Below are 25,465 nucleotides of genomic sequence, written 5' to 3' on the forward strand. Positions count from 1 at the left end.
ACCCCGGTGGCACGGGCACCCCCCGCGGAACCACCTCGAAGGGTCCGCTCCGCACAGGCCGGGGCGGGCCCTTCGCCGTGCCGTCACCGGCGGCACGGGGCGGAACCGGCCGGGGCGTCAGCCGAAGACGACGCAGGACGCGGCGGCCACCTTGACGGAGCCGGCGCGTTCCGGGAGCCCCGTCTCCGGATCGACGGCGAACCAGGTGACGTCACCGGAGCGTTCGTTGGCGACGTAGAGGAATCCGTCGGACAGGGTGAGCGCCCTGGGCCAGTGGCCGCCGCACGGGACGGTCGCCCGCAGGTCCAGCCGGTCTCCGCCCGCCTCGACGGCGAAGACCGAGAGCACGTCCTCGCCGCGCGTCGCGGTCCACACGAAGCGGCCGTCCGGTGCGACGGCGATGCCCGACGGGTAGGCGTCGCCCGCCGGGGCGTCCGGCAGGACCTGGGTCTCGGCCAGCGGCCGCAGCGAGCCGCTCTCCGCCTCCCAGCGGCAGGCGGTGACGGTGGGCGTGAGTTCGTTGACGACGTACGCGTGCCGGGCGCCGGGGTGGAAGGCGAGGTGGCGGGGGCCGGAGCCGGGGCGGAGGGCGGTCTCGCGGTGCAGGCCGAGGCTGCCGTCCGTCAGCGTGCACACCCGGACGGAGTCGGTGCCGAGGTCGACGCTGACGGCCCAGCGGCCGCTCGGGTCGGGCTGCACCTGGTGCGCGTGCGGGGCGCGCTGTCTGCGTTCGTGCGGGCCGGAACCGGTGTGCCGCAGCACGTCGGACGCGCCCTGGCCGAGGCGGCCGTCCGCGCGGACGGGGACGGCGCTGACGCTGCCCGAGCCGTAGTTGGCGGTGAGGACGTGTCCGTCGAGCAGACTGAGGTGGGTGGGGCCGCTGCCGCCGACCCGGACCGGCGGGCCGGTGAGTTCGACCGTCTCGCCCTTCACCCGGTACGCGGCCAGCGCGCCCTCGGCGGTCTCGCTGACCGCGTACAGCGTGCCGGCGTCGGCAGACAGGGCGAGGTACGACGGGTCCAGCACGCCGTCCACGCTGCTCAGCACGGTCAGCGCGCCGTCCTCCGCCACGGCCGCGGTGACCACACCGGGTCCTCCCGCCGCCGTGAACGACCCGATGAAGGCCCGCCGTCGCCTGCCGTCCTCGTCCGCCACCTCTGATCCCCTCTCCGTCGACCCGTTGCGGGTGACGGTAGCAGTCGATCAAGAACGGTCTAGACCAAGGCGCAGGAGTGTCCCGCCGGTACCGCCGGGACCGTCGCGTCAGGCACCGACCAGGGGCGAGCCCGACGGCGCCCGCAGCGGCGCGGCCAGTTCCGCGAGCGCCCGTTCCAGACCGTGCAGGTGGGCGAGCGCGGGGACCTCCGCGGCGGCCCCGGGCGTGTCGGCGGCGGCGCGGGGTCCGCCACCGCCGTCGGTGAGCGCCTGGACCGCGGCCTCCACCCGCCAGCAGGCGGCGGCCAGGCGCGCGTCGTGGGACGCCTGGGGGTCGGCGGCGACCGCCACCAGGCCGCGGACCTCGCGGGCGCAGTCATCGAGCAGCACGAGCACCCGGCGGGCGCGCCGCTTGCGGCCCCGCATCGGGTTCAGCGGATGGACCAGCGGCGCCACCGAGAGCCGGACCCGGCCGAGCAGGTGCTCCAGTTCGGCCACGCGGTGCGCCGGGTCGGCGTCCGCCGCGCCCGCGAGCCGGGCGGTGGCCTCGGCGGTGCAGGCGTGGACGCAGCGCAGGGCACGCTGGATCCAGGCGCCGGTGACGGCATGGGTGCTGACCGGCAGCACGAACAGCACGGCGAGCCAGGCACCGAGCGCCCCGACGGCCGTCTCCCCCAGCCGCAGGGCGAGCAGGCCGGGGGTGAGGACGCCGAGGAGCCCGTAGAGCGAGACGGCGAGCAGGGTGACCCAGAGCATCATCCAGGTGTAGGACACGGCGGCCGTGTAGAAGATCCCGAAGACGGCCACGGCGACCAGCACGGCGGTGGGCAGGGGTGTCCCGTGCAGCGGGGCGACGAGCAGGGCGCCGAGGACGAGGCCGAGCACCGTGCCGAGGACCCGGCGGAACCCGCGGACCAGGGTCTCGCCGCGGGAGGCGGTGTTGACGAACACCCACCAGGTCGCGCCGACCGCCCAGTACCAGCGCTGTCCGGACACCAGCTGGCCCACGACGAGCGCAAAGCCGGCCCCCGCCATCGCCTGGACGGCCTGCCGGGTGGTCACCCGGGCCAGTCCGCTGCCGCCCGGCGGTGCGGGCACGGTGGCCGGGGGCTGCCGGCGCTCGTAGCACCACAGCCCGAAGCGGACCGCCGCCGCGCTGAGCACGGACAGGACCACCGCGGCCGACAGCTCGGGCAGCCGGGCGGGCGTGGCGTGCAGGAACTGGGCCACGAAGAAGGTCATGAACGCGAAGACGCCCAGACTGTGGCCGCGCGGGCCCCAACGGCGCGCGTACACACCCGCGCCGACCAGGGCGAGGAAGGTGAGGTCACGGGCCACCGGGAGGTCGTGCAGGCAGGCCGCGGCGGCGAGGACGGGGATGCCGGTCACGGGCAGCAGCGCGGTGGTGACCGCCTGGCCGCGCACCGTGGGGTCGGAGACCGTGAACAGTGCGAGCAGCGCGGCGAGCCCGCCGGTGACGGCGCCGGGCAGGGAGTGGCCGGCCAGGCCGCACACGACGGTGGCCAGAGCGATCCCGAGCACGGCGCGGGACGCGAACCGCAGCCGCGCCCGCCCGGGGTCCGGAGCCGCGAACACCCTCTTCAGCACTGATGACCGCCCCCTCGGCAGACTTCGGACACGACACGAAAAAGGCGCCGCGGTGATCCGCAGCGCCATCGACACGTCCATCAGAGCACCTTCGAGGCCCCTGGCTCAAGTCATCGCCGGAACGCTGGTCCATTGGCCCACTCCGCTGTGCGAAGACCTGCCCGTCAACGGGCCAATGGCCGAGATCAACTGGCCCACTCGCATCGCACCTGACTGGGCCATTGGTACAGTCGGGGTGCATCGACCCGCCGCTGGGAGACCGGAGCCGTCATGGCCGTGGACGAACTCGACACCCGCATCCTGCGGCTGCTCCTCGAACAGCCGCGCACCAGTGTGCGGGAGTACGCCCGCCTCCTCGGCATCGCGCGCGGCACGCTCCAGGCACGGCTGGACCGGCTGGAGCGGGACGGGGTGATCACCGGCACGGGACCTTCCCTCTCCCCCGCCGCCCTCGGTCATCCGGTGCTGGCGTTCGTGCACATCGAGGTGACCCAGGGCCACCTGGACGACGTGGGGGACGCGCTGGCCGGGGTGCCCGAGATCGTCGAGGCGTTCTCCATCACCGGCGGCGGCGACCTCCTCACCCGGGTCGTGGCGCGGGACAACGCCCACCTGGAGGACGTGATCCAGAAGCTGATCAGCCTGCCCGGCGTGGTCCGCACCCGCACCGAGGTGGCCCTGCGCGAACGCGTCCCGCACCGGCTGCTGCCCCTCGTGGAGTCGATCGGCCGCACGAGCGGGAAGTGATCCCGCCGCGCGATCCGGCGGCCCGGGCAGGAGCCGGCTGCTCGTGCGAGCGGCGAGCCGTCCGCGTGCCGATCCCACCGTCCGAGTGCCGGCGACCGGCTACGGCCCGACGCCACCGCCCGGGTGCCGGCGACCGGCTACGGCCCGACGCCACCGCCCGGGTGCCGGCGACCGGCTACGGCCCGACGCCCCGGCTAAGAGCTGCGGCGGGGCCTGCCCCGCCGGGCGCCCTTGGCCGAGCCCTGGGAGCCCGTCCCCCTGGCCCCGCGCGGCGCTCCGCGGGAGCCGCCCTTGGGCGCGGCGCCCTTTCCAGCGCCCGCCGCCGTCCTGCCCGAGCCCTTGCTCCCGGCCTTGCCCGTATCACCCGCCCTGCCCGTCTTGCCCGTCTTGCCTGTCGCGGGTTTCCGGCCGCCGGTCACGGCGGGGGCCTGGGCGGCGGTCCGGCCCCGGGTGCTGTTGACGGTCCGGCCGCGCACGATGCCGATGAAGTCGTCGACCAGGTCGGTGGTCGCCTCCTCGGGCCACACCAGCCCGACACCCGACTGCGGGGCGTCCACGACGGGCCGGTAGGTCAGGTCCCGGCGGTGGTGGAGCCGGGCCAGCGACTGGGGGACCACCAGCAGGCCCACGCCCGCCGCCACCAGCTCGATCGCGTCCTCCGTGGTGGCCGGACGTTCGAAGGCGGGCTCCCCCGGCGGCCGCTCCCAGCCGAGGACGTCGTCCAGCGGATGGAGGACGACCTCGTCGGCCAGGTCGGCGACGGACACCTCGTCCGCCGCCGTCACCAGGTGGTCCTTGGGGACGACGACCACCGTGGTCTCGGTGTAGAGGGGGATCGCGCTGAAGAACGTACGGTCCACGGGCAGTCGTACGACGCCCGCGTCCGCGGCGCCCTCGCGCAGCGCAGCCGGTGCGTCGGCGGCCGGGAGCTGCACGAGGTCGAGGGGGACGTCGGACCGGCGCTCGTTCCAGATCCGCACCCACTTCGCGGGCGTCACCCCGGGGACGTACGCCAGCCGGAACGTGGGGGATGCTTCCGAGCCTGTCACCCGGCCAGGTTACCCGCCCCCGCCCGGTCCGTCGGCGCGTGGTCGGAACCCCCTGCGCCGGTCGATAGTCTGGACACCATGAAGTCGCACCAGACCACCCAGACGATGAAGCCCGCCACAGCGGCGAAGAAGCTGGGTGTGTACCTGCCCGCCACGCCCGCCGATTTCCAGGAGGGCGTCGTCTCGCGTGCCGAGCTGGACCAGCTCCAGGCCGATCCGCCCGAGTGGCTGCGGGAGCTGCGACGCGACGGCCCGCACCCCCGCCCGGTGGTCGCGGCCAAGCTCGGGGTCTCCATCGCGGGTCTGGCGCGCGGCGGAGTCACCGAGGCGCTCACCACCGAGCAGATCGAGGCCCTCAAGCAGGAGCGGCCCGAGTGGCTGGAGAAGGAGCGCGCCACCCAGGCGGAGGTCCGCAAGGAGGCGGCCCGGCTGAAGAAGCGGGACGCCGAGCGCGCCGAGGAGGGCCACGGCCCGCAGAGCTGACAGGAGCCCGGCAGGAGAGGATCGGCCGACCGGACGGAGCCGACACCCGCCGGCTCCCCAGGCTCGCCGACCCCCCACCTCGGCCTGATCGCCACGCCGGCTTGATCCCCATGACGGCCTGGCCCCCGGGCTGATCCCCACGCGTGCTTGATCCCCCGGCGACCGGACCCGTGCCGGGCCGATCCTCACGGCGACTGGCCCCGTCCCGGACGGGGCCTGCCGCCGTGCAGAGCCCCTTGGGCTCCATACCCGAGAAGGTCTGACGTTGGAAGAGCCCTGACGGCGGGAAACGGCCGGTTGCCTCCGTAGGCACACAGACGTCGGTCCCACGCTTCCGCGCGCTCCCGTGCGCCCCCGTTGCTCGGCGCAGGGGAGACCGGTCACGCGTTGGACTGGGCAGGACATGGTGCGAACGCCAAGCCCTGAAAGACCGCCCGAGTTGTGTGTGCCGACTGAGGCAGGTGGTATTCGATGAGCGGTGCGTCAACCGGTGCCCTGTCCACGACGGACCGGTCCGACCGGTCCTGGACCGTGGGTACTGCGCCAGGCATATTCCCTTTCTTCAGCCACGGTATCGCCTTGTTCCGCCGTCCACTGGCTTTCGTGAACTCTCTGCCGGAACGCGGCGACATTGTCCGGATCCGGCTGGGCCCGCTGCCCGCCTGGGTGGTGTGCCATCCGCAGCTGGTCCACCGGATGCTCGTGGACACGCATACGTTCGACAAGGGCGGACCCCAGTACGACCGGCTGCGGACGCTGATGGGCGACGGCCTGGTCACCAGCCGCCAGGACACGCACCGCCGGCAGCGCCGCCTGCTGCAACCGCGTTTCCACGCCACCCGCGTCGCCGCGTACACCGAACTGATGGCAGCCGAGACCGCTGCGCTGTGCGACGCGTGGCGGCCAGGGCAGCGGATCGACGTCAGCGCCGCGATGATGACGCTGACCACCCGGGTCACCAGCCGGGTCCTGCTCTCCGACACCCTGGACGAGGCGGCGGCCGCCGAGCTGAGGAACTGTCTGTCCACGGTGGTGCGCGGGCTGTTCGTCCGCACGGTGGTGCCGCTGGACGCGCCCTTCCGCATACCCCTGCCCGCCAACCGCCGCTACCGGCGCGCCCTCGCCCGCCTGCACGCTCTGGTCGACGCGGCCGTCGCGCAGCGCCGCGCGGACGCTCCGCGGGACGACCTGCTCGGCACCCTGCTGGCCGCCGAGCGCGGTGCCGACGGGCCGCCGATCACCGGGCGGGAGGTCCACGACCACCTCATCACCCTGCTGCTCACCGGGGTGGAGACCACCGCCCTGTGCCTGGCCTCCCTCTTCAGCCTGCTGGCCCGGCACCCGCAGGCGGAGCGCCGGGTGCACGCGGAGGTCGACGCGGTGCTCGGCGGGCGCGCGCCCACGACCGCCGACCTGCCGTCCCTGGTGCACACCGGCAACGCGGTCACCGAGACGCTGCGGCACTCCCCTCCTGGCTGGCTCTTCACCCGCGTCACCACCGAGGAGACCGAACTCGGCGGCTGCCGGCTGCCCCGCGGGGCCACCGTCCTCTACAGCCCCTATCTGCTCCACCACGATCCCGCGTCGTTCCCCGACCCGGAACGGTTCCTGCCGGACCGCTGGCTGCCGGGCGCCGCGGCCGCCGTGCCGCAGGGCGCGATGCTCCCGTTCGCCGCCGGCAACCGCAAGTGCATCGGGGACGCGTTCGCCGTGGCGGAGGCCACCGTGGCGCTCGCGACCGTCGCCGGGCGGGTGCGGCTGCGCCATCTGCCCGGGCCGCCGGTCCGGCCGCGCCCCGCGGTGACCCTGGGGCCGCGGTCGCTGGTGATGACCTGTGAACCGCGAACGGACCGTCCGCAGGACCTCTCCGACCCGAAGGGCAGGTGACAGTGGTGTCGACGACCCAGGAACGCGCGGTACCGCGCCAGGGAGCCCCGGCCGCCGCGGCCACCGGCCGCGCCGCCGATCCGGCGGCCACGCTGAACGATCTGATCGACGCCCACCTGTACATGCCCTTCCCCTTCCGCAGCAACCGCCACGAGGCCGAGGCGGCGGCGGGCACGGACGCCTGGCTGGACAGCTGCGGGCTGACCGCCGGACCCGGCGTGGCGGAGATGATCGCCCGTACCCGTCCCGCCCAGCTCGCCTCCTACATCACCCCGGACGCCGACCCGGACATCCTGCTTCTCGTCGCCCGCCAGATCGCCTACCAGTTCGTCTTCGACGACCGGGCGGAGGAGGTGGGGGCTGGCGGGGCCGACCGGCTGCTGCCCATGCTGTGCGAGAGCGTCGAGATCCTCCGCGACGGCCTGCCGCCGACGACGGCCCTCGGCGCGGCCCTGGCCGACCTGCACCGCCAGGTCCGGCAGCGCTGCACCCCCGCGCAGGCGGCGCGCTGGGCGTGGAACGGCCGGGAGTACGTGCACGGCCTGATGTACGAGGCGGTCGCCCAGAACGGGAGCGTGCCGCCGCACATGGGGGTGTGCACGTCGATACGGTCGCTGACCGCCGGGGTGGAGCCGTTCTATCCGCTCTGCGAGGCGGCGGAGGCCGAGGAGATGCGGCCGCAGGAACTCCATCACCCGCTGATGCGGCGGCTGACCAGGCTGTCCGTGGACGCCGCGGTGTGGATACCGGACCTGTACTCGGCGGTGAAGGAGCAGCGTGCGGGCGGCCTGATCAACCTGGCCCTCGGCTACCAGCGGGCGTACGACTGCTCCCTGGCGGAGGCCGTGCTGCCGGCCATCGCGCGGATCAACGGCACCATCCGCGAGTTCGAGCGGATCCGCGCGGAGCTCCGGCCGGAACTGAGCGCCGCCGGCCTCGGCTACGTGGACGGGATGAGCGGCTGGATCCGCGGGTGCTACCACTGGTCGCGCACGGTACCGCGCTACGCCGACTCCGCGCAGGCGCCCGCCCGTTAGGACCTGCCGCCCGCTCGGTCCGGCCCTCGGCCCGCCTGTCCGACCCGCGGCCTGCCCATCCGACCGGCGTTACCCACCCGGAGGGCACGTCAATCCTCCGGCGGCGGTGATTCACCCTTCCTTGCCCCTTGCGTGCCCCATTCGGCCGTCCGGGGGCCGCCCGGGCGTACGCTCTGGCTTCCCCCGGAGGACAGGGCCCAAGGACAGGAAGCGGTAGGGCACATGGCACATGAGCCGTGGCAGTCACACACCGAACACCGACCCCTGCTCGAACGCCAGCGGGAACTGCGCGTGCTCGACGCCGCGTTGGCCGATCTCGCCGCGTCCGCCGACGGTGCTCCGCGCCGTGGTGGGCTGCTCGCCTTCACGGGCGCGGCGGGGCTGGGCAAGACGACGCTCATGGCCCAGTTGCGCGCCCGGGCCGCCGCGCGGGGACTCACGGTGCTCTCGGGCCGGGGCGGGGAGACGGAGCAGGAACTCGCCTTCCACGTGGTGCGGCAGCTCGTGCAGCCCCCGCTGGCGGCGATGCCCGGACCGGAACGCCGCACGTTTCTGGGCAGTTGGTACGACATCGTCGCCACCGCGCTCGGTCTGGAGGCGTCCGGCAGCGCCCGGGTGCCCGACCCGGCCGGGGTGCGGGACGGTCTGGACTGGGTGATGACGCGCCTGGCCGTGGAGCAGGCGCCGGTCGTGCTGCTGCTCGACGACGCGCACTGGGCCGACGCCGAGTCCCTGAGCTGGCTCGCCTCCTTCGCGGCGCGCATCGAGAACCTTCCGCTGCTGATCGTCGTCGCCTACCGTCCCGGGGAACTGCCGCCGGAGGCCACCGCGTTCCGGTCACTGCTCGAACGCCATGAGAACCGTCCGCACGCACTGATGCCGCTCTCCGCCGCGGGTGTCGCCCGGATCATCAGGGACCATCTGGGCGAGGGAGCCGAGGAGGAGTTCTGCGCGGAGTGCTGGGCGGTCACCGAGGGGCGCCCGTTCGAAGCGGTGGAGCTGGCGATCCGGCTGGCCGAACGGGAGGTGCGGGGTACCGGGGACGACCTGCCGGTCATGCGCGACCTGGCGTCGGCGATCAAGGGTCCGGGGCTGCTGGACCGGCTGCGCCGGCTCGGCACGACGTCCGTCCGTTTCGCCTCGGCCGCCGCCGTGCTGGGCACCTCCGTCTCGCCGGAACTGGCCGCCACGATCGCCGTGGTCGGTGTGGAGCAGGCCGCACAGGAGACCGCGAAGCTGCGGGCCGCCGGGATCCTGACCGACAGCCAGGCCCCCGGCGGCGGACTGGAGTTCGCGCATCCGCTGATCGCCACGGCGATCTACCGGGCCATCCAGCCGGGCTTTCGGGTCGGCCTGCACAACGCCGCCGCGGTGGCCGTCCGCGCCGCGGGGCTCGGGCCCACGGCCGCCGCGCGGCATCTGCTGGAGGTTCCGTGCGAGGCCAGGCCCGAGGCCGTGGAGTGTCTGCGGGAGGCCGGCCGTGAGTACCTGCGGGCGGGGGCTCCCGAAGCCGCCCGCCGGGTGCTGACCCGGGCGCTGCAGGAGCCGCCGCTGCCCGAGGACCGGGCCGCGCTCCTGCACGAACTGGCCTGCGCGACCTTCCTCATCGAGCCCGCGGCGACCGTCGCCCTTCTCCGGGAGGCGCTGGCGGAGCCGGACCTCGCTCCCGGCCTGCGGGCCTCCGTCGTCTACCGGCTGACCCAGGCCCTGGCCCACACGGACCGCATGGCGGAGGCCGCCCGCGTGGCCGCCGAGGAGGCGCAGCAGGCCACCGATCCGCGGACACGGCTGCGCATGCAGGCCGATCACTTCGTGTGGAGCGCCTTCCGCAGCGACGAACCCGACTCACCTGCCCGGTCCCGCAAGCTGGCGCGGCTGGCGGGACGGCTGACGGGACGCACCCTGGAGGAGCGCTACATCCTGGGGCTGCGCGCCTGGGACGCCATGGTGCGCGGAGAGCACCGGCAGACCGTCCTGGAGCACGCCGAGAGGGCGCTGCGCGGAGGGCTGAGCTGGACCGACGAGCACCGGGGTTTCGAGGTCCCCGCCTCGGTCGCCCTGCTGTTCATGTACTGCGACCAGCCCCGGCGGGCCGAGGAACTGTTCGGCCGGGGCATCGCCGAGTGCACCGACAAGGGGTGGCGCGGCTCCCACCTGGCCCTGGGGCAGACCCTCCTCGGCTACATCCGCTACCACCGCGGCTGTCTGGCCGAGGCGGAGGACCTGGTCCTGCAGGGCCTGCGGACCGCCGACCGGGTGGAAGGCGCGGTTCCGGCCCAGTGGTTCGCGGTCGGTGTCCTGATCCAGACCCTGCTGGCCCGCGGCCGGGTCACGGAGGCCCGGCGGGTCGCCGACGAGCACCGCTTCGGCGAGACGGCGCCGAACGCGGTCATCTACCCCGACCCCCGCACGGTCTACGCCGAACTGCTGCTGGCGGAGGACCGGGACGCCGAGGCGGTGCGGCTGCTGGCCGACGTCGGTGAGCGGCTGGACGCCCGGGCCTGGCGCAATCCGGCGTGGTGCCCCTGGCAGCTGGACCTGGCATCGGCGCTGGCCCCCACGGCCCCTGAGCGTGCCGTGGGCCTGGCGACGGAAGCCGTCGAGCGGGCGCGGGCCTTCGGCGCCGCGTCGGCCACCGGGCAGGCGCTGCGCACCCTGGCCGAGGTCACCGGCGGACCGGCGGCGCTCGATCTGCACGCGGAGGCGGTGAGTCTGCTGGAGGGGTCCCCGGCAGGCTACGAGCTGGCCCGCGCGCTGATCGGGCACGGCGCGGCGCTCGCCCGCAACGGCAGGCTCCCCGAGGCCGCCGACCGCCTGTACCGGGGGCTGGAGACCGCGGTGCACTGCGGGGCGGAGGCCCTGGCCGGCCGGGCCCGGGCGGAGCTGTCGGCTGCGGGGATGCGCCCGCTGCCCCTGCGGTACGGGCAGACCGACACGCTCACCGCCCAGGAACGCAGGGCCGCCGAGCTGGCCGCCCAGGGGCACCCGGTCGCGGTGGTCGCCAAGGAGTTGCACCTCACCGAGCGGGGAGTGCGCCAGCTCCTCTCCTCCGTGTACCGGAAGGTCGGCACCGACGCGGCCGGTCTCGCCGCCGCCCTGGAGACCTTTCCCCGGTCCTGCCCCTGAGCCCGGCTGCGGCCGCAGCCGGGACCCGGCCCGGACGCCGCTGTCCGGTGCGCGGTGCCCGGGCCGTGAGGCTCATGCCGCCCGGTTGGCGCCGGGTGCGGCCCGGTCGTGGTGGATCGGTCCGTCGGATCCCGTGAGCGGGGCGCCGGTGCCTCCGCGCCCGGCGGCGACGATCTCGGCCGCGATCGACAGGGCGGTCTCCTCCGGGGTCCGCGCACCGAGGTCCAGGCCGATCGGGGACCGCAGGCGGGCCAGTTCCGCTTCGCCCACGCCTGCCTCGCGCAGCCGGCGCCGGCGGTCCTCGTGGGTGCGGCGCGAGCCCATCGCGCCGACGAAGGCGACCGGCATCCGCAGCGCGACCGTGAGCAACGGTATGTCGAACTTGGCGTCGTGGGTGAGCACGCACAGCACCGTCCGCCGGTCCGTGGGGGTCTCCCGCAGATAGCGGTGCGGCCAGTCGACGACGATGTCGTCGGCCTCGGGGAAGCGGCCCCGGGTGGCGAACACGGGCCGGGCGTCGCACACCGTGACGTGGTACCCGAGGAACTTGCCCGCCCTGACCAGTGCGGCGGCGAAGTCGACCGCCCCGAAGACGATCATGCGGGGCGGGGGCAGCGTGGACTCCACGAGGAGGGTCAGACCGCCCGGGCAGTGCGAGCCGTCCTCGGACAGCTCCACCGTTCCCGTGCGGCCGGCCTCCAGCAGGGCCCGGGCCTCGGCGACCGCGGTGCGGGCCGCCTCCGGGTGGTCGCCGAAGCCGCCGTCGTCCGCGCCCTCGTCCGTCCCGTCCGGCCGGACCAGCACCGTGGCGCCCAGCAGGTCGTCCGGGCCCCGGACGATCCGGGCGACGGCCACCGGCTCCCCCTGGACGGCGGCCGACAGGGCCGCCCGCAGGACCGTCCGCACGGGTGCGTGCGCCGGGACCGGCGTGATCATCATGTCGATGGTCCCGCCACAGGTCAGGCCGACGGCGAAGGCGTCCTCGTCGCTGTAGCCGAACTGTTCGAGGACAGTGGTGCCGTCCTGCAGCGCCTGCCGGCACAGGTCGTAGACCGCGCCTTCCACGCAGCCACCGGAGACCGAGCCGATGACGGTGCCCTCGCTGTCGACCGCGAGGGCCGCGCCCGGGCCGCGCGGCGCGCTGCCGCCGACGGCCACCACGGTGGCGACGGCGAAGGCGCGGCCCTCCTCGATCCAGCGGTGCAGTTCCCCGGCGATGTCAAGCATGTGGCTCCCCAGCGGCCGCCTGCAGGACCCGGTCGGGGCGGATGGGCAGGTGGCGGTGGCGGACGCCGGTGGCGTGCCAGACCGCGTTGGCGACGGCGGCCGCGGCGCCGACGATGCCGACCTCGCCGACGCCCTTGATGCCTACCGGGTCGTCCGGGTCCGGGTCGTCGACCCAGTCGGCCTCGATCAGCGGCGGTACGTCGGCGTGCGTGGCGACGTGGTAGCCGGCGAGGTCGGCGCCGTAGAGGCCACCGCTGGCCCGGTCGCGGACGGCCTCCTCGTGCAGCGCCATGGAGATGCCCCAGATCATGCCGCCGACGAGCTGGTTGCGTGCCGTCAGCGGGTTGACGATCTTGCCCGCCGCGAAGATGCCGAGCATGCGGCGCACCCGTACCTCGCCGGTGGTGACGTCCACGGCGACCTCGGCGAACTGGGCGCCGAAGGAGTGCCGCTCCTTGCGGGCCAGGGCGCCGACGGCCTCGGTGGTGTCGGACCGTACCGTGATGCCCTCCGGCGGGATGTCGGTGCCCAGCGCCAGCCGCTCGCGCAGTTCCCCGGCCGCGGCGGTGACGGCCCAGGCCCAGGAGCGGGTGCCCATGGAACCGCCGGCGATCATCGCCGGCCCGAAGTCGCTGTCCCCGATCCGTACCCGGACCTTGTCCGGCGTGGTCGCCAGGGCGTCGGCGGCGATCAGGACCAGCGCGGTGCGGGCGCCGGTGCCGATGTCCGCGGCGGCGATCCGCACGGTGAAGGTGCCGTCCGCCTCGGCGGTGACGATCGCGGTGGACGGTCCGGCTCCGGAGGGGAAGGACGCGGCGGCCATGCCGGTACCGAGCAGCCAGCGTCCCTCGCGGCGCACGCCGGGGCGCGGGTCCCGGTCCGCCCAGCCGAATCTGCGGGCGCCCTCACGGAAGCAGGCTTCCAGGTTGCGGCCGCTGAAGGGCAGCCCGGAGGCGGGGCCCCGCTCCGGTTCGTTGCGCCGGCGCAGTTCGATCGGGTCCAGGCCGCATTTCTCGGCGAGTTCGTCGAGCGCCGACTCCAGCGCGAAGGATCCCGGGGCCTCTCCCGGTGCGCGCATGAAGGTCGGGGTCGGTACGTCCAGCCGGACGATGCGGTGGGCCGTACGGTGGGCGTCGGCGTCGTACATCACCCGCGAGGGGGCGGCGCAGGACTCGACGAACTCGTGCACGGACGAGGTCTGGTTGAGCGAGAGGTGTTCCAGCGCGCGCAGGCGTCCGTCGGCGTCCGCGCCGAGCCTGATCCGCTGGGCGGTGGGGCTGCGGTAGCCGGTCAGCGAGAACATCTGGCGGCGGGTCAGCACGACACGGACCGGGCGGTGCAGGACGGTCGCGGCCATCACCGCGCCCACCTGGTGGACGCGGACCCCCTTGCTGCCGAAGCCGCCGCCGACGTGCTCGGAGCGCACCCGCACGGCGGACGGGTCGAGCGAGAACAGCTTGGCCAGTTCGCCGACGACCCAGCTGGCGCCCTGGTTGGAGTCGACGACCTCCAGCCGTCCGCCGTCCCACAGGGCGGTGGCCGCGTGCGGCTCCATCATGCTGTGGTGCTCTTCGGGGGTGGTGTACTGCTGGTCCAGGGCGACGGCGGAGGCGGCGAGTTCGGCCTCCAGGTCGCCCTTCTCCACCACCGCCGGCATATGGCCCTCCAACGCGTAGGCGTCGGTGCGGTCGGCGGAGAACTCGGTGTCGTGCGGCTCCTGTTCGTAGTGCACGACGAGGGCTTCGGCCGCTTCCCGGGCCTGCTCGGAGGTCTCGGCGACGACCAGGGCCACCGGCCAGCCCAGGTGCGCCACCCGGTCGTTCTGGAAGAGGGTGCAGGTGGGGTCCGGCGGCGTGCCCAGCAGGCCGATGAAGTCGGTCTCCAGGCGGGGCGCGTTCCCGTGGTGCAGGACGGTGAGGACACCGGGCATGGCGAGGACGGGCGCGGTCTCCACGGACCGGATCCGGCCACGGGCCACGGTGGAGAGCACCAGCCAGCCGTGGGCCAGGTCCGCGAAGGGGATCTCGCCGGCGTAGCGCGCGGCTCCGGTGACCTTGTCGCGGCCCTCCACCCGGGTGTGCGCGGTGCCGACGGCGCCCTGGACGGTCGTACGCGTTCCGGTGGCGGTGGTCATCGGGCGGTCTCCTCGGCGAGTTCGGTCAGCACGGCCACCACCAGGTTGCGCATGAGGGTCACCTTGTACCCGTTGTGCGGCAGCGGGTCGGCCGCCGCCAGCTCGGCGTCCGCGGCGGCGGCGAAGGCCGCGGCGTCGGCGGGGGCACCCGTCAGTGCCTGTTCGGCCGCGCGGGCCCGCCAGGGGCGGGAGGCGACCGCTCCGAAGGCCAGGCGCACGTCGTGCACGCTGCCGTCGCGGACGTCGAGCGCGGCGGCCACCGAGCCGATGGCGAACGCGTAGGAGGCACGCTCGCGCACCTTGCGGTAGCGCGAGTTGCCCGCGACCGGGGCGGGCGGCAGCGTGACACCGGTGATCAGCGCGCCGGGCGGCAGAGCGGTCTCACGGTGCGGGGTGTCCGCCACGGGCAGGTAGAAGTCCGCGAGGGGCAGGCTGCCCGGCCCGTCGGCCGTCGCGTAGGAGACGACGGCGTCGAAGGCGGTCAGGGCCACCCCCATGTCCGAGGGGTGGACCGCCACGCAGTGTTCGGAGGCGCCCAGGATCGCGTGGTTGTGGTGCTCGCCCTCGATCGCGGGGCAGCCGCTGCCGGGGACGCGCTTGTTGCACGCCCGGGTGACGTCGGTGAAGTAGCCGCAGCGGGTGCGCTGGAGGAGGTTGCCGCCGACGGTGGCCATGTTGCGCAGCTGGCCCGAGGCACCGGCCAGCACCGCCTGCGCCAGCGCGGGGTAGCGGCGGCGCACCTCGGGGTGGGCGGCCAGGTCGCTGTTGGTGACCGTGGCGCCGATGCGCAGGCCGCCCTCCTCGGTGGGCTCGATCCCGTCCAGCGGGAGTTCGCGCACGTCGACGAGGCGGGTGGGCCGCTCGACACCGGTCTTCATCAGGTCGACCAGGTTGGTGCCGCCGCCGAGGAACCGGGCGTCCGGGTCGGCGTCCAGCAGGGCGACGGCACCGGCGACGTCCTCAGCCCTCTCGTAGCCGAACTCCTTCATGCCACGGCCTCCTCGGTCTTGGCGGCCGACGCCTTGCCGTCGGACTGCGTGGGCGCGGCGGCCCGGGCGACCGCCTGGGCGATCGACGCGTAGGCGCCGCAGCGGCACAGGTTGCCGCTCATCCGCTCCTTGATCTCCTCCGGGGTCAGCGGGGGCGGCCCCGCTTCGGGACGCACGTCGTCGGTGGCGGCGCTCGGCCAGCCGGCGGCGTGCTCCTCGATCATGGCGACGGCCGAGCAGATCTGGCCCGGTGTGCAGTAGCCGCACTGGTAGCCGTCGAGGTCGAGGAAGGCCTGCTGCACCGGGTGCAGCCGGTCGCCTTCGGCGATGCCCTCGATGGTGGTGATCTCACGCCCCTCGGCGGCGACCGCCAGCTGGAGGCAGGCGACGGCCCGACGGCCGTCGAGCAGCACTGTGCAGGCACCGCACTGTCCCTGGTCACAGCCCTTCTTGGTGCCGGTCAGATCGAGCCGCTCCCGCAGGGCGTCGAGCAGGGTGGTGCGGTGGTCGACGGACAGCGCGTGCTTCTCGCCGTTGATGTTCAAGGTGATAGGGCTGTGCGTCGACGAGGTGACTGGGTCCATGATCAGCTTCTTTCGCGTAAGCGGCGGAAACACATCGGGATGTCGGCCTGAAAGGTGACGAGTCCGGAAAATGCGGCGCGTTGCGAGGTAAGGACTCAGGTGGCAGGAGTGGGCACTGTACGTGGCGGAACAGCGTTGCCCGCCGCTATGGTGGACGACAAGCGGACAGCTGTCCGTTCTCGAAAAACTACCGGACAGCTGTCCGCTTAGCAAGACCGGGTTCGGCTACGCACCCGAAAGGAGGACGAGTGCAGCACAAGAAGCACGCCCCTCTGCGCTCGGACGCGCAACGCAACCGCGAAACCATCCTGGAGGTCGCGGTGGCCGAGCTGACCCGCTGTGCCGACGTCCCGCTCAGCCTGATCGCCAGGAAGGCGGGGGTGGGGCAGGGCACGTTCTACCGCAACTTCCCCAACCGCGAGGCGCTGGTCCTGGAGATCTACCGGCACGAGATGCAGCAGGTCTCCGACAGCGCGGCCGAACTGCTGAAGTGCCGCCCTCCCGACCGGGCGCTGCGGGAGTGGATGGACCGCCTGGCCCGGTTCGCGATGACCAAGGCCGGGCTGGCGGACGTGATCCGCCAGGCCACGAGCGGACCGGGCAGCCCGGCCAAGCCCGGGCACACCACCCTGGCCGACGCCGCCGAACTGCTGCTGCGCGCCGCGGAGGAGGCCGGCGCCATCAGACCCGGCGTGAGCGCGGACGACTTCGTCCTCGCCATCGCCGGCATCTGGCAGCTGGACCCGCACGGCGACTGGCAGTCCCGCGCGAGCCGCCTCCTCGACCTGGTGATGGACGGCCTGCGCGTCGGAGCGCCCGGCCGCTGAGGCCGCACGGCCCCCTCCTGGGACGCACCCGGCCACGCACCACCGCCCGCCTCCGGCCGCCCCCTGCCCCCGCGTGCCCGTCTCTCCCGCATGCCCGGCGCCGCACCCGGCCTCACCTCAACATCCCTCACCCGGCCCGCGTCACCTCACCCCCGCCCCGCATCGTCCCGCCTCGCCCGGCGCTCCTCTTCTCCCTCGTCCTCCTGCTCCATCTCCCCTCACCGGTCCCCGAGTTCGCGTCACCTCGTTTCGTCCCGAGGGGTCCTCGCGCCCCGCGCGTAAACACAAGTGACGCTGCCACGACAGCGACACCGTGAACCTCGCCGCAGGCAGCGCCCGCGAACCAAGGAGCAGGGGACGACATGAGATTCCTGGACCGTGAACGTGCGGCCCTCACCAAACTGCTGCCGGGGCTCGACGACAGCCTGCGAGCCGTACCGCTGATGACTCTGGAGCGGCCCGGCAGCCCGGGCATCGGGCTCTTCCGGGACAGCGGCGGCCCGGGGCTGCTCGCCCCGGCGTCCCTCCAGGGCCGGGGCGCCACCGCGCTCGACGCCGTACGGGTGCAGCGCGCCCTCGGCAGCCGCTCGCCCTCCCTGGCCGTGGCGACGACCATGCACCATTTCTCGATGGCGACCCTCGTGGGACTGAGCAACGCCGGTGAAGGCCTGGAGTGGATGCTGGTCCAGGCCGTCGCCACGGAGAACCAGCTGATGGCCTCCGGGTTCGCCGAGGGGCGCAGCGGCGCCGGCATCCTGTCGCCGTCGATGTCCGCCACTCCGACACCCGAGGGGCTGCGGATCACCGGTGTGAAGCGGCCGTGCAGCCTGGCCCGCTCCATGGACCTGCTCACCGCGAGCGTGCTCGTGCCCCGCGAGGACGGCGAGGGCGAGGAACTGGCCGTGGCCCTGGTGCCCGCCGCCAGCGAGGGGCTGAGCGTCAGCGGCTTCTGGTCCAGCGGGTTCCTGGCGGGCGCGGAGAGCGACCAGGTGACCCTGGACGGCGTGCTGGTGCCGCCCGACCTCATGGTGCGCACCGCGTGTCCGCCCGGGGCCCGGCTGGACGAGGTGCAGACGATCGGTCTGGTCTGGTTCGAGCTGCTGATGACGGGCAGTTACCTGGGCGCGGCGAGCGGCCTGGTGGAGCGGGTGCTGCTCAACGACCGGGTGCCCGAGAGCGAGCGGGTCGCGCTGCTGGTCGCCGCCGAGAGCGTGGCGGCGTCCGTCGAGGGCCTCGCCCGCCGTGTGGACGAGAGCACTCCCGATGAGTCCACACTGGCCGAATCGCTCTACGTCCGCTACGGCGTCCAGGACGCGCTGTCCCGGATCGTCCCGCGCGCGGTGGAACTGCTCGGCGGCCTGAACTTCATGACCTCCGACGAGGTCGGCTACCTCGCCGCGTGTACCAACGGCCTCGCCCTGCACCCGCCGTCGCGGTCGCGGATGACCGGCCCGCTCGCCGCCTATCTGGCCGACGGGCCACTGACCGTGGCCTGACACCCCCGCGCGACGGCGCACGGCCGCCGCCTGACACCCGGCCGCCACGGCGCACGGCCGGGGCCTGACAACCCGCTGCCACGGCGCGCGGCCGCGCCTGTCGACCCGCCGTTCCAGCGGCCGGTCGTGGCGTGAGCCAGCGTGGGCCTGTCACGCACTGCCGTGTCCGGCCGCGGTCGGTGGCGCGCGCGACCAGACCCACCGGGCCTTCCGCCACCGCCGTCGCACCCATCATCCCCGCCGCCTCCGTCACCGCCCTCGTACCCAACACCCCGTCGTCTCCGTCGCCCCCAAACCCCGTCGTCTCCGTCACCGCCCTCGTACCCGCCGTCGCCGAAGCGGTCGCCGCCGAAGCTGTCGTCGTCAGCCTGCCGCCGCCGAAGCGGTCGGCTCCACCGTCGTTCCCGTCACCGCGCCCGCCTCCGCGTCCACCACGCCGGCCGCCCACCGGGCTTCCCGGCCGCGCCGTCACCGCCTGTCTCCGACCGAGGGGATCCTTCGCATGCCGCATCTACCGCCGCCCCGCCGCCCGGTGCTCCTGCTGACCGGGGGCTCCGGTGTCCTCGGCCGGGCACTGATCGAGGAGCTGTCGCCCGGCTTCCGCATCATCTGCCTGCGCCACCGCACACCCGTGGACGACCCCAGGGTCGAAGAGGTCGGCGCCGACCTGCTGGAACCCGGTCTCGGCCTGTCGCGGACCGAGTTCGCGCGGCTGGCCGACGACGTGGACCTCGTCGTGCACTCCGCCGCGGCGACCAACTGGAAGGCCGAGCCCGAGGCGATCTGGCGGGCCAACCTCGACGGCACCGCCACCATGCTCGACCTCGCCGTGCGCGCGCAGGCGCCCTTCCACCACATCAGCACCGCCTTCGTGGCCAACCCGCTGGCCGAGGAGGAGCAGCGGCGCTTCCCCGGCGCCGCCGCCTACCTGGCCTCCAAGACCGCGGCGGAGCAGGCCGTGCGCGAGGCGCCGGTGCCCGCGACGATCCTGCGTCCGTCGGTGGTGATGGGCGACTCCGTCACCGGCCGCATCGCGGGCGCCCAGGGGCTGACGCGGGCCCTGGGCGCCATCGTGAAGGGACAGGTCCCGGTCCTGCCCGGAGAGCCTGGGGCGCGCATCGACATGGTTCCCCAGGACGTCGTCGCCCGTGCCGTCGGCGCGTTGCTGCGCGGCGGTGTCACCGGCGGCGAGTACTGGCTGACGGCGGGCACCGAGGCGCTCCTGCAACGGGAAGTCGTCGACACCTGCCTGGAGTTCGCCGACCGTTACGGTCCCCGCCCGCATCCCCCGCGGCTGATCCCGCTGGAGTCGGTGCACCGGCTCCTGCTCCCGCTGATCGAGGGCCCGGCCTTCCCGGAGTCGCTGCGCCGCCGGTTCCACACGTACGCGGAACTGCTGCTGGTCTTCCAGCGGGCCCTGCCCTTCGAGTCCTCCCTGGGGTCGGCGCACTGCGGCACGGCCGTCGCCAAGGACGACCTGCGCCGGGCGCTGCTGAGCAACCTGGCCGCCTGGGCGGCGGGTCCGGCGGGCCTGCGACGGCAACGGCGGACCCGGCCGGCCCTCCAGGAGGGCACCGCACCCCGGGAGCTGGCGTCATGACCGCGCTCCCCGTCACCGAGACCGCGCCTTTCCCGGCAGCCCGCCGAGCCCCGGAGGCGGCGGAGGACGCGGCACCGCCGCCCGCGGACCCCCCGGCCGACGGAGCACACATCGCCCGCCTCTACCGCGAGCACCTGGCCGCCGGCCGCGCGGTGCTCGGCGAGGTGCTCGGCGGCATGGTGGAGACGGTGTCCGAGGGTGCCTGGGTGCACACCGCGGACGGCCGCCGCTATCTGGACTTCGGCGGGTACGGCGTCTTCATCCTCGGCCACCGGCACCCGGCGGTGACCGCCGCGGTGCACCGGCAGATCGACGCCCATCCGCTGGCCACCCGGGTGTTCCTGGAGCCCGTCGCCGCCCGGGCCGCCGCCGCGCTGGCCGCGCACACCCCGCTCGGCCTCGACCGGGTGCACTTCGTCAACTCCGGCGCGGAGGCCACCGAGGCCGGTCTCAAACTCGCCCGCGCCCACGGCCGCACCGCGCTGGTCAGCACCGTCGGCGGGTACCACGGCAAGACCCTCGGCGCGCTCAGCGCGACCGCCAACCCGACCTATCAGGACCCGTTCCGTCCCCTGCTGCCGGACAGCGCGGCGGTGCCGTTCGGGGACCGGGAGGCCCTGGAGGACATGCTCGCCCGCTTCGGCGAACGGGCCTGTGTGATCGTGGAGCCCGTGCAGGGCGAGGGCGGTGTCCGCATCCCCCCGCCGGGTTACCTTGCGGACGCGGGGCGGCTGTGCAGGACGTACGGTGCCTTCCTGATCGTGGACGAGATCCAGACGGGTCTGGGCCGGCTGGGTTCGTGGTGGGGCGTGGACACCGAGCACGTCCGCCCGGATGTGCTCCTCGTGGGCAAGGGCCTGAGCGGCGGTGTGGTGCCGGTTGCCGCGATGGTGGCCACCGACGAGGCCTACGCGCCGTTCTCGCGCGACCCCTACCTGCACACCTCCACCTTCGCCGCCTCGCCGCTCGCCTGCGCCGCCGCGCTGGCCGCCGTGCAGACCATGGAGCGGGAGGACGTGCCCGGCCGTGCCCGGGCGCTCGGACTCAGGCTGCTGCACGGCGTGCGCGCCGCCTGTACGCCCTACACCGGCGGCCTGGTCCGTGACGTGCGCGGCCGTGGCCTGCTGATCGGCATGGAGTTCGCCGTGGAGCAGGCCGTGGGCGAGCTGATCCTCGAACTGGTCGGGCGTGGCGTCCTGGTGAACCACTCGCTCAACGCCGGCCGTGTGCTGCGTCTGACCCCGCCGGCCGTCGTCACCGACGACGAGCTGGGACTCTTCCTCACGGCCCTGAGCGAGGCGCTGCGCGCGGTGGCGGCCCGGGTCGGCTGACCGGCGCCCCTCCTCCGCCCCTTTTCGCCTCCTGGCGCCCCGGGCTCCTCCCTCCCGTCTCCTCGAAAGCAACTGCGCACCGCAAGGCTGCCGAGGCCGAGGCCACCGAACCACAGGTGCCACGAGACCACACGTGCCACCGAGACCACATCTGCCACCTGGACCACCGGCACCACTTGCACACCATCACGACCACGACCACGACCACCAGCGACCGTCACGACCACGAAAGGTATTGCCATGCGTCGCGTGACCGTACAGATGAACGCCCAGGACGTGAGCCCGGAAGCCGCCTACGACCGCATCCGGGACTTCCGCCGCTATCCGGACGTCACCGAGACCGTGCGCGAGGTGGTGGTGCATCCGCCCGGCGCCGACGGCTCGGTGGTGTCGGACTGGACCGTCCGGTTCCGCAACGGCCTGATGCGGTGGTCGGAACGTGACTCGTTCCATCCCGAGCGCCTGACCCTCGGTTTCACCCAGCTGCGCGGCGACTTCGAGGTGTTCGAGGGGACCTGGCGGTGCGCGCCGACCGGGTCCGGCACCGTGGTGACCTTCGACGCCGTGTTCGACCTGGGCATCCCGACCCTGGCCGACATGCTGGACCCGGTGGCGGAGTCCACGCTGCGCACCAACATCGAACTGATCCTGGGCGGACTGCTCGGTTCCGTCACCGCGGCGCCGGCCCTCCCGCTGTCCCGGACGGCGGCGCCCGTCAGTGGCTGATCTCGCCCTCGCCCCGCTCAGACCGGGAGCACCGCCCTCGGCGGCCTGGGACACGCTGCGCGACGAACCCGGTCCCGACGCCGTCCGCTGCCTCGCCCTCTACACCAGGCTGGCGGCCGGGGTCACGGTGGTCACCGCGCTCGACGCCGCCGGCAGGCCGGCCGGGATGACCGTCTCGGCCCTGACCTCCGTGTCGGCCCGGCCGCCGCTGCTGCTCGCCTGTCTGCGCGGCGGTTCGCAGACCCTGACCGCCGTACGGGAGCGCGGCGCGTTCGCCGTCAGCTTCCTCACCGAGCGGCAGCGCGGCGTCGCCGAGCGCTTCGCCGACCCGGCCCTGTCCCCCGCCGCCCGGTTCACCGGCGTCCCGGTCCGGCAGGTGCTGGGCGTGCCGGTGGTGTCCGAGGCGCTCGCCTGGTCGGTGTGTCTCGTGGAGGACGTACGCCGCTACGGCGACCACGACGCGGTCGTCGGCCGGGTACGGGCCGCCGAGGCCGGGGCCGGCCGGCCGCTGCTGTGGCACGACCGTGCCTTCCACGCCCTCGCCCCCCTGCCACCCCGGACCGCGCCCGCCTCTCCTCCTTCTCAGTCCGCACCCGCTCCTGCTCCCTCTCGGGCCGAACCCGCTTCTCTCCCGTCCCAGGGCGGGGGAAGTTGACCGTTCTCCTCCTCAAGGACGCCCGGCCATCAGCTCCACCGGCCGGGCGTCCGCGTATCCGCTCACCGACATGACCGTCCAAGGAGGTCGTATGTCCCTGCCCCCCATGCCCGGAGTCAACGCCGACGACGCGCGGACCGAACTCACCCGCGGGCCCGAGCGGCTTGCCGGCAACACCACGGCGGCGGGCCACCGGGTCGCCGCCGCTCTCGACGCCGAGGCCACCGCGGACGACTGGGGCCGGCCCCCGGACGCCCAGCGCCCGTACCCCGTCGTCCTCGTGCACGGCACCCTGGGCGACCGCCAGTACGTGTGGCGGGAGGCCGTGCCGGTGCTCAAGGCCGCCGGACACCGGGTCTTCCGGCTGAACTACGGGGAGATGCCGACTCTCCCACGGCTGTACGGCCTCGCCGACATCCGGCTCTCCAGCCGGGAACTGGCCGAGTTCGTCGACCGGGTGCTCGCCGACACCGGCGCGGCCCAGGTCGACCTCGTCGGGCACTCGCAGGGCGGGATGATCCCGCACTACTACCTGAAGTTCCTCGGCGGCGCCGGCAAGGTGCGCCGTTTCGTCGGCATCGCGCCCAGCAGCCACGGGGTGACCGTGGAGGGGCTGACGGCGCTGGTCCGTCAGGCGGTCGGGGTGCGGGACATCGTCGAGGAGGAGCTGCTCTTCCGGATGAGTCCGGCGTTCGTGCAGTTGCTGCACGACTCGGAGTTCGTCCGCGAGCTGACGTCGACGGGCGACACCGTCGCCGGGGTGCGGTACACCGTGATCTGGTCCACGCGCGACGAGGTGGTCCAGCCGCCCACCTCGCAGCGGCTCACCCCCAGTGAGCCGGGGCACGAGGTCACCAACCTGTGCCTGCAGGAACTCACGCCGGACAACCGGACCACGCACATGGCGATGCCGTACGACCCCGTCGTGCTGCGCGAGATGCTCCGGGCCCTGGACGGCTGAGCGGCAGGCCCGCGCACGACGAAGCGGGGTGAGGCCCTCGGGCCTCACCCCACCGTCGTGTTCCCGGCCGGGCTCAGTACGCGGTGCACCTGCCCTTCTCGCCGTTCCAGAAGCAGACCTGGCCGACCACGTCGAAGCCGGCGACCCCGTTCGGGTCGATCTTGTCGAAGCGGGGCACGGGGATCTGGAGGCCGTTGATCCCGTCACCGGCGAGCGGGCCGCCGGTCACGGTGCGGTCGGGCACGGGGCTGCCCTTCTTCAGCTCACCGTTGAAGTACAGCGAGCCGTACTCCCCGGTGTTCCAGGTGCCCTGGCCGGTGCCCTCCACGGAGAACGTCGGCACCGGCAGGGCGCCGAACCGGCCCGTGCCGACGACATGGAAGACGATGTCTGTCAGCTCCGGGGCCGCGCCGTCAGGCGAGCGGCAGTCGCGGTAGCCGATGTGCCCGGTCACCCGCGACTGCCGGGTGAGCACGCCGAGCGGCGGACTGAAGTTCACCTCGGCGTCGAGGCGGCACACGAGGTCGGGGACGGGCCCCGGGTCCGCCACCGCGGCACGGGCGGCGGAGGCAGCCGGGGTGGCGGCCGGCGCGGCGACGGCGGCCGGGGTGGCCAGGCCGAGGCCCGCGAGCAGGGCGGCGGGCAGCAGCGCCCTGCGCAGCCGGGCTGGACGCGAGCGGGGTGGGGTGGCGGTGGTCCGGCCGGTCTTCATACGACGGTTCCTTCCGTGTCCGCGAGGGCTTCACGGGACGTGCGCGGGGTGAGGGGGTCAGGCGGTGACGGTGCCGGAGCGCAGGACCTCGCTCGCGGAACCCAGGTGGCGTGCGAGGTCCCGGTAGGACTCCAGGACGCCGGTCTCGGTGTAGGCGATGCCGCGCTCGGCGCAGAACTGCTTGACGAGCGGGTAGGCGTGCCGCAGTGCGGCGCGGGGCATGCCCGGGAAGAGGTGGTGCTCGATCTGGTAGTTGAGACCGCCGTAGAAGAAGTCGCCGACCAGGCCGGTGGGCAGGGTGCGCGAGGTGAGCACCTGGCGCTCCAGCCAGCTCCACTCGCCGCCCGTCCGGGTGGGCAGCCCCTTGTGGTTGACGGCGAATCCCATGCCCAGCAGGTAGCCGAGCAGGACCTGGTGCACGGCGAGGAACAGCAGGGCGCTCGGCCAGGGCAGCAGCCAGAACAGCGCGCCGAAGAACAGCACCGCGTGCAGGGCCATCAGGCCGCCCTCCAGCCAGGGCCGGCGCACCGCGCGCCGGCGCAGGGCGATGACCCCGGCGATGCGCAGCACGACCGACTCCAGGCCGAGCAGCGGGAAGAAGAGGTAACGCTGGTTGGCGGCGAGGAAACGGGCGAACCCGGTGCGCTGCCGGGCCTGTTCGGGCGCGAAGACCGCGACCCGGCGCAGGATGTCGGGGTCCAGCTCCAGGTGGTTGGGGTGGTTGTGGTGCCGGTTGTGGTGCTGCACCCACCAGCCGAAGCACACCCCGAGCATGAGGTTGCCGTGGATCAGGCCGAGGGCACGGATGGTCTTCTGGGAGCGGCTGATCTGCCGGTGGCCCGCGTCGTGCAGCAGGAAGGCGAGCTGTTCGTGCCAGACCGCCAGCCAGACCGCCGCCGGCACGATCTGCCACCAGATGCCGTCGCTCAGCGCGAGCGCCGCCCAGCCGACGGCGTTCATCAGCCACACGGTGACGATGGCGGCCGCGTACTGCCCCTTGCGGGGGCGCATCAGCCCGGCTGCCGTGACGCGCCGGGTCAGTTCGCGGAAGTCCTCCTCCGCCGCGCCCGGTTCACGGGGTGCGGAGTCGACTGCCGGGATGTCGGTCATCGGGGGTGCCACCAGCCCTTT

21 protein-coding genes are annotated in these 25,465 nt (G+C 74.1%); 12 read left to right on the forward strand and 9 right to left on the reverse strand.

Annotated features, from left to right (window positions below):
- Positions 1-117: 117 nt before the first annotated feature.
- Positions 118-1,155, reverse strand: coding sequence for a lactonase family protein (locus tag ABZ719_RS06345; protein ID WP_366724067.1), 1,038 nt, complete (start codon positions 1,153-1,155; stop codon positions 118-120).
- Positions 1,156-1,263: 108 nt separating this feature from the next.
- Complete coding sequence (locus ABZ719_RS06350) at positions 1,264-2,763, reverse strand: FUSC family protein (protein WP_366724068.1); 1,500 nt, start codon at positions 2,761-2,763, stop codon at positions 1,264-1,266.
- Positions 2,764-3,033: 270 nt separating this feature from the next.
- Between ABZ719_RS06350 and ABZ719_RS06355 the strand changes: the two genes are divergently transcribed.
- A complete protein-coding gene (locus ABZ719_RS06355; RefSeq protein WP_037854684.1) occupies positions 3,034-3,510 on the forward strand; it encodes an Lrp/AsnC family transcriptional regulator in 477 nt (158 codons plus the stop codon).
- 194 nt (positions 3,511-3,704) lie between these two features.
- Here ABZ719_RS06355 and ABZ719_RS06360 read toward each other — a convergent pair whose 3' ends face one another.
- Positions 3,705-4,559: a LysR family transcriptional regulator substrate-binding protein gene (locus tag ABZ719_RS06360; RefSeq protein WP_366724069.1), complete on the reverse strand. Its 855-nt coding sequence runs from the start codon at positions 4,557-4,559 to the stop codon at positions 3,705-3,707.
- Positions 4,560-4,637: 78 nt separating this feature from the next.
- Here ABZ719_RS06360 and ABZ719_RS06365 point away from each other — a divergent pair, with 78 nt between their 5' ends.
- From ABZ719_RS06365 to ABZ719_RS06380, 4 genes are all read left to right on the forward strand, one after another.
- A complete protein-coding gene (locus ABZ719_RS06365; RefSeq protein WP_366724070.1) occupies positions 4,638-5,042 on the forward strand; it encodes a DUF5997 family protein in 405 nt (134 codons plus the stop codon).
- A 603-nt stretch (positions 5,043-5,645) separates the two neighbouring features.
- Complete coding sequence (locus ABZ719_RS06370) at positions 5,646-6,929, forward strand: cytochrome P450 (RefSeq protein ID WP_366724071.1); 1,284 nt, start codon at positions 5,646-5,648, stop codon at positions 6,927-6,929.
- A gap of 5 nt (positions 6,930-6,934) precedes the next feature.
- A complete protein-coding gene (locus ABZ719_RS06375; protein ID WP_366724072.1) occupies positions 6,935-7,966 on the forward strand; it encodes a (-)-alpha-amorphene synthase in 1,032 nt (343 codons plus the stop codon).
- A gap of 222 nt (positions 7,967-8,188) precedes the next feature.
- The gene (locus tag ABZ719_RS06380; RefSeq protein ID WP_366724073.1) at positions 8,189-11,092 is read left to right on the forward strand and encodes an AAA family ATPase; all 2,904 of its coding nucleotides are present in this window, start codon (positions 8,189-8,191) and stop codon (positions 11,090-11,092) included.
- Positions 11,093-11,164: 72 nt separating this feature from the next.
- Here the strand turns inward: ABZ719_RS06380 and ABZ719_RS06385 are convergent, their stop codons facing one another.
- From ABZ719_RS06385 to ABZ719_RS06400, 4 genes are read right to left on the reverse strand one after another with little or no spacing between them, the layout of a single operon-like run.
- Positions 11,165-12,319: an XdhC family protein gene (locus ABZ719_RS06385; RefSeq protein ID WP_366724074.1), complete on the reverse strand. Its 1,155-nt coding sequence runs from the start codon at positions 12,317-12,319 to the stop codon at positions 11,165-11,167.
- Positions 12,312-14,453 (reverse strand): xanthine dehydrogenase family protein molybdopterin-binding subunit, encoded by a 2,142-nt coding sequence (locus ABZ719_RS06390; RefSeq protein WP_366724075.1) that lies wholly within the window; start codon positions 14,451-14,453, stop codon positions 12,312-12,314. Before ABZ719_RS06390 ends, ABZ719_RS06385 begins: the two co-directional genes overlap by 8 nt.
- Complete coding sequence (locus ABZ719_RS06395; protein ID WP_366724076.1) at positions 14,450-15,442, reverse strand: xanthine dehydrogenase family protein subunit M; 993 nt, start codon at positions 15,440-15,442, stop codon at positions 14,450-14,452. Before ABZ719_RS06395 ends, ABZ719_RS06390 begins: the two co-directional genes overlap by 4 nt.
- Positions 15,439-16,026: a 2Fe-2S iron-sulfur cluster-binding protein gene (locus tag ABZ719_RS06400; RefSeq protein WP_366724077.1), complete on the reverse strand. Its 588-nt coding sequence runs from the start codon at positions 16,024-16,026 to the stop codon at positions 15,439-15,441. The genes ABZ719_RS06395 and ABZ719_RS06400 overlap by 4 nt, the downstream gene beginning before the upstream one ends.
- 248 nt (positions 16,027-16,274) lie before the next feature.
- Between ABZ719_RS06400 and ABZ719_RS06405 the strand changes: the two genes are divergently transcribed.
- The 7 genes from ABZ719_RS06405 to ABZ719_RS06435 all read left to right on the forward strand — a co-directional run bounded on the left by ABZ719_RS06405 (position 16,275) and on the right by ABZ719_RS06435 (position 23,622).
- A complete protein-coding gene (locus ABZ719_RS06405) occupies positions 16,275-16,853 on the forward strand; it encodes a TetR/AcrR family transcriptional regulator (protein WP_366724078.1) in 579 nt (192 codons plus the stop codon).
- A 362-nt stretch (positions 16,854-17,215) separates the two neighbouring features.
- Entirely contained in the window at positions 17,216-18,349 is a 1,134-nt protein-coding gene (locus tag ABZ719_RS06410; protein ID WP_366724079.1) for an acyl-CoA dehydrogenase family protein, read from the forward strand.
- Positions 18,350-18,851: 502 nt separating this feature from the next.
- Complete coding sequence (locus tag ABZ719_RS06415; RefSeq protein WP_366724080.1) at positions 18,852-19,949, forward strand: SDR family oxidoreductase; 1,098 nt, start codon at positions 18,852-18,854, stop codon at positions 19,947-19,949.
- The gene (locus ABZ719_RS06420) at positions 19,946-21,280 is read left to right on the forward strand and encodes an aminotransferase class III-fold pyridoxal phosphate-dependent enzyme (RefSeq protein WP_366724081.1); all 1,335 of its coding nucleotides are present in this window, start codon (positions 19,946-19,948) and stop codon (positions 21,278-21,280) included. Before ABZ719_RS06415 ends, ABZ719_RS06420 begins: the two co-directional genes overlap by 4 nt.
- 240 nt (positions 21,281-21,520) lie before the next feature.
- On the forward strand, positions 21,521-22,006 hold the full coding sequence (locus ABZ719_RS06425; RefSeq protein ID WP_366724082.1) for an SRPBCC family protein: 486 nt from the start codon (positions 21,521-21,523) through the stop codon (positions 22,004-22,006).
- Positions 21,999-22,661, forward strand: a complete 663-nt coding sequence (locus ABZ719_RS06430; RefSeq protein ID WP_366724083.1) for a flavin reductase family protein — start codon at positions 21,999-22,001, stop codon at positions 22,659-22,661. Before ABZ719_RS06425 ends, ABZ719_RS06430 begins: the two co-directional genes overlap by 8 nt.
- Before the next feature lie 91 nt (positions 22,662-22,752).
- Complete coding sequence (locus tag ABZ719_RS06435; RefSeq protein ID WP_366724084.1) at positions 22,753-23,622, forward strand: alpha/beta fold hydrolase; 870 nt, start codon at positions 22,753-22,755, stop codon at positions 23,620-23,622.
- Positions 23,623-23,695: 73 nt separating this feature from the next.
- Here ABZ719_RS06435 and ABZ719_RS06440 read toward each other — a convergent pair whose 3' ends face one another.
- Positions 23,696-24,334, reverse strand: a complete 639-nt coding sequence (locus tag ABZ719_RS06440) for a hypothetical protein (protein ID WP_366724085.1) — start codon at positions 24,332-24,334, stop codon at positions 23,696-23,698.
- A 57-nt stretch (positions 24,335-24,391) separates the two neighbouring features.
- The gene (locus ABZ719_RS06445; protein WP_366724086.1) at positions 24,392-25,444 is read right to left on the reverse strand and encodes an acyl-CoA desaturase; all 1,053 of its coding nucleotides are present in this window, start codon (positions 25,442-25,444) and stop codon (positions 24,392-24,394) included.
- Positions 25,445-25,465 lie beyond the last annotated feature (21 nt).

The organism is Streptomyces sp. NPDC006743 (genome assembly GCF_040703815.1).
Taxonomy (GTDB): Bacteria; Actinomycetota; Actinomycetes; order Streptomycetales; family Streptomycetaceae; genus Streptomyces.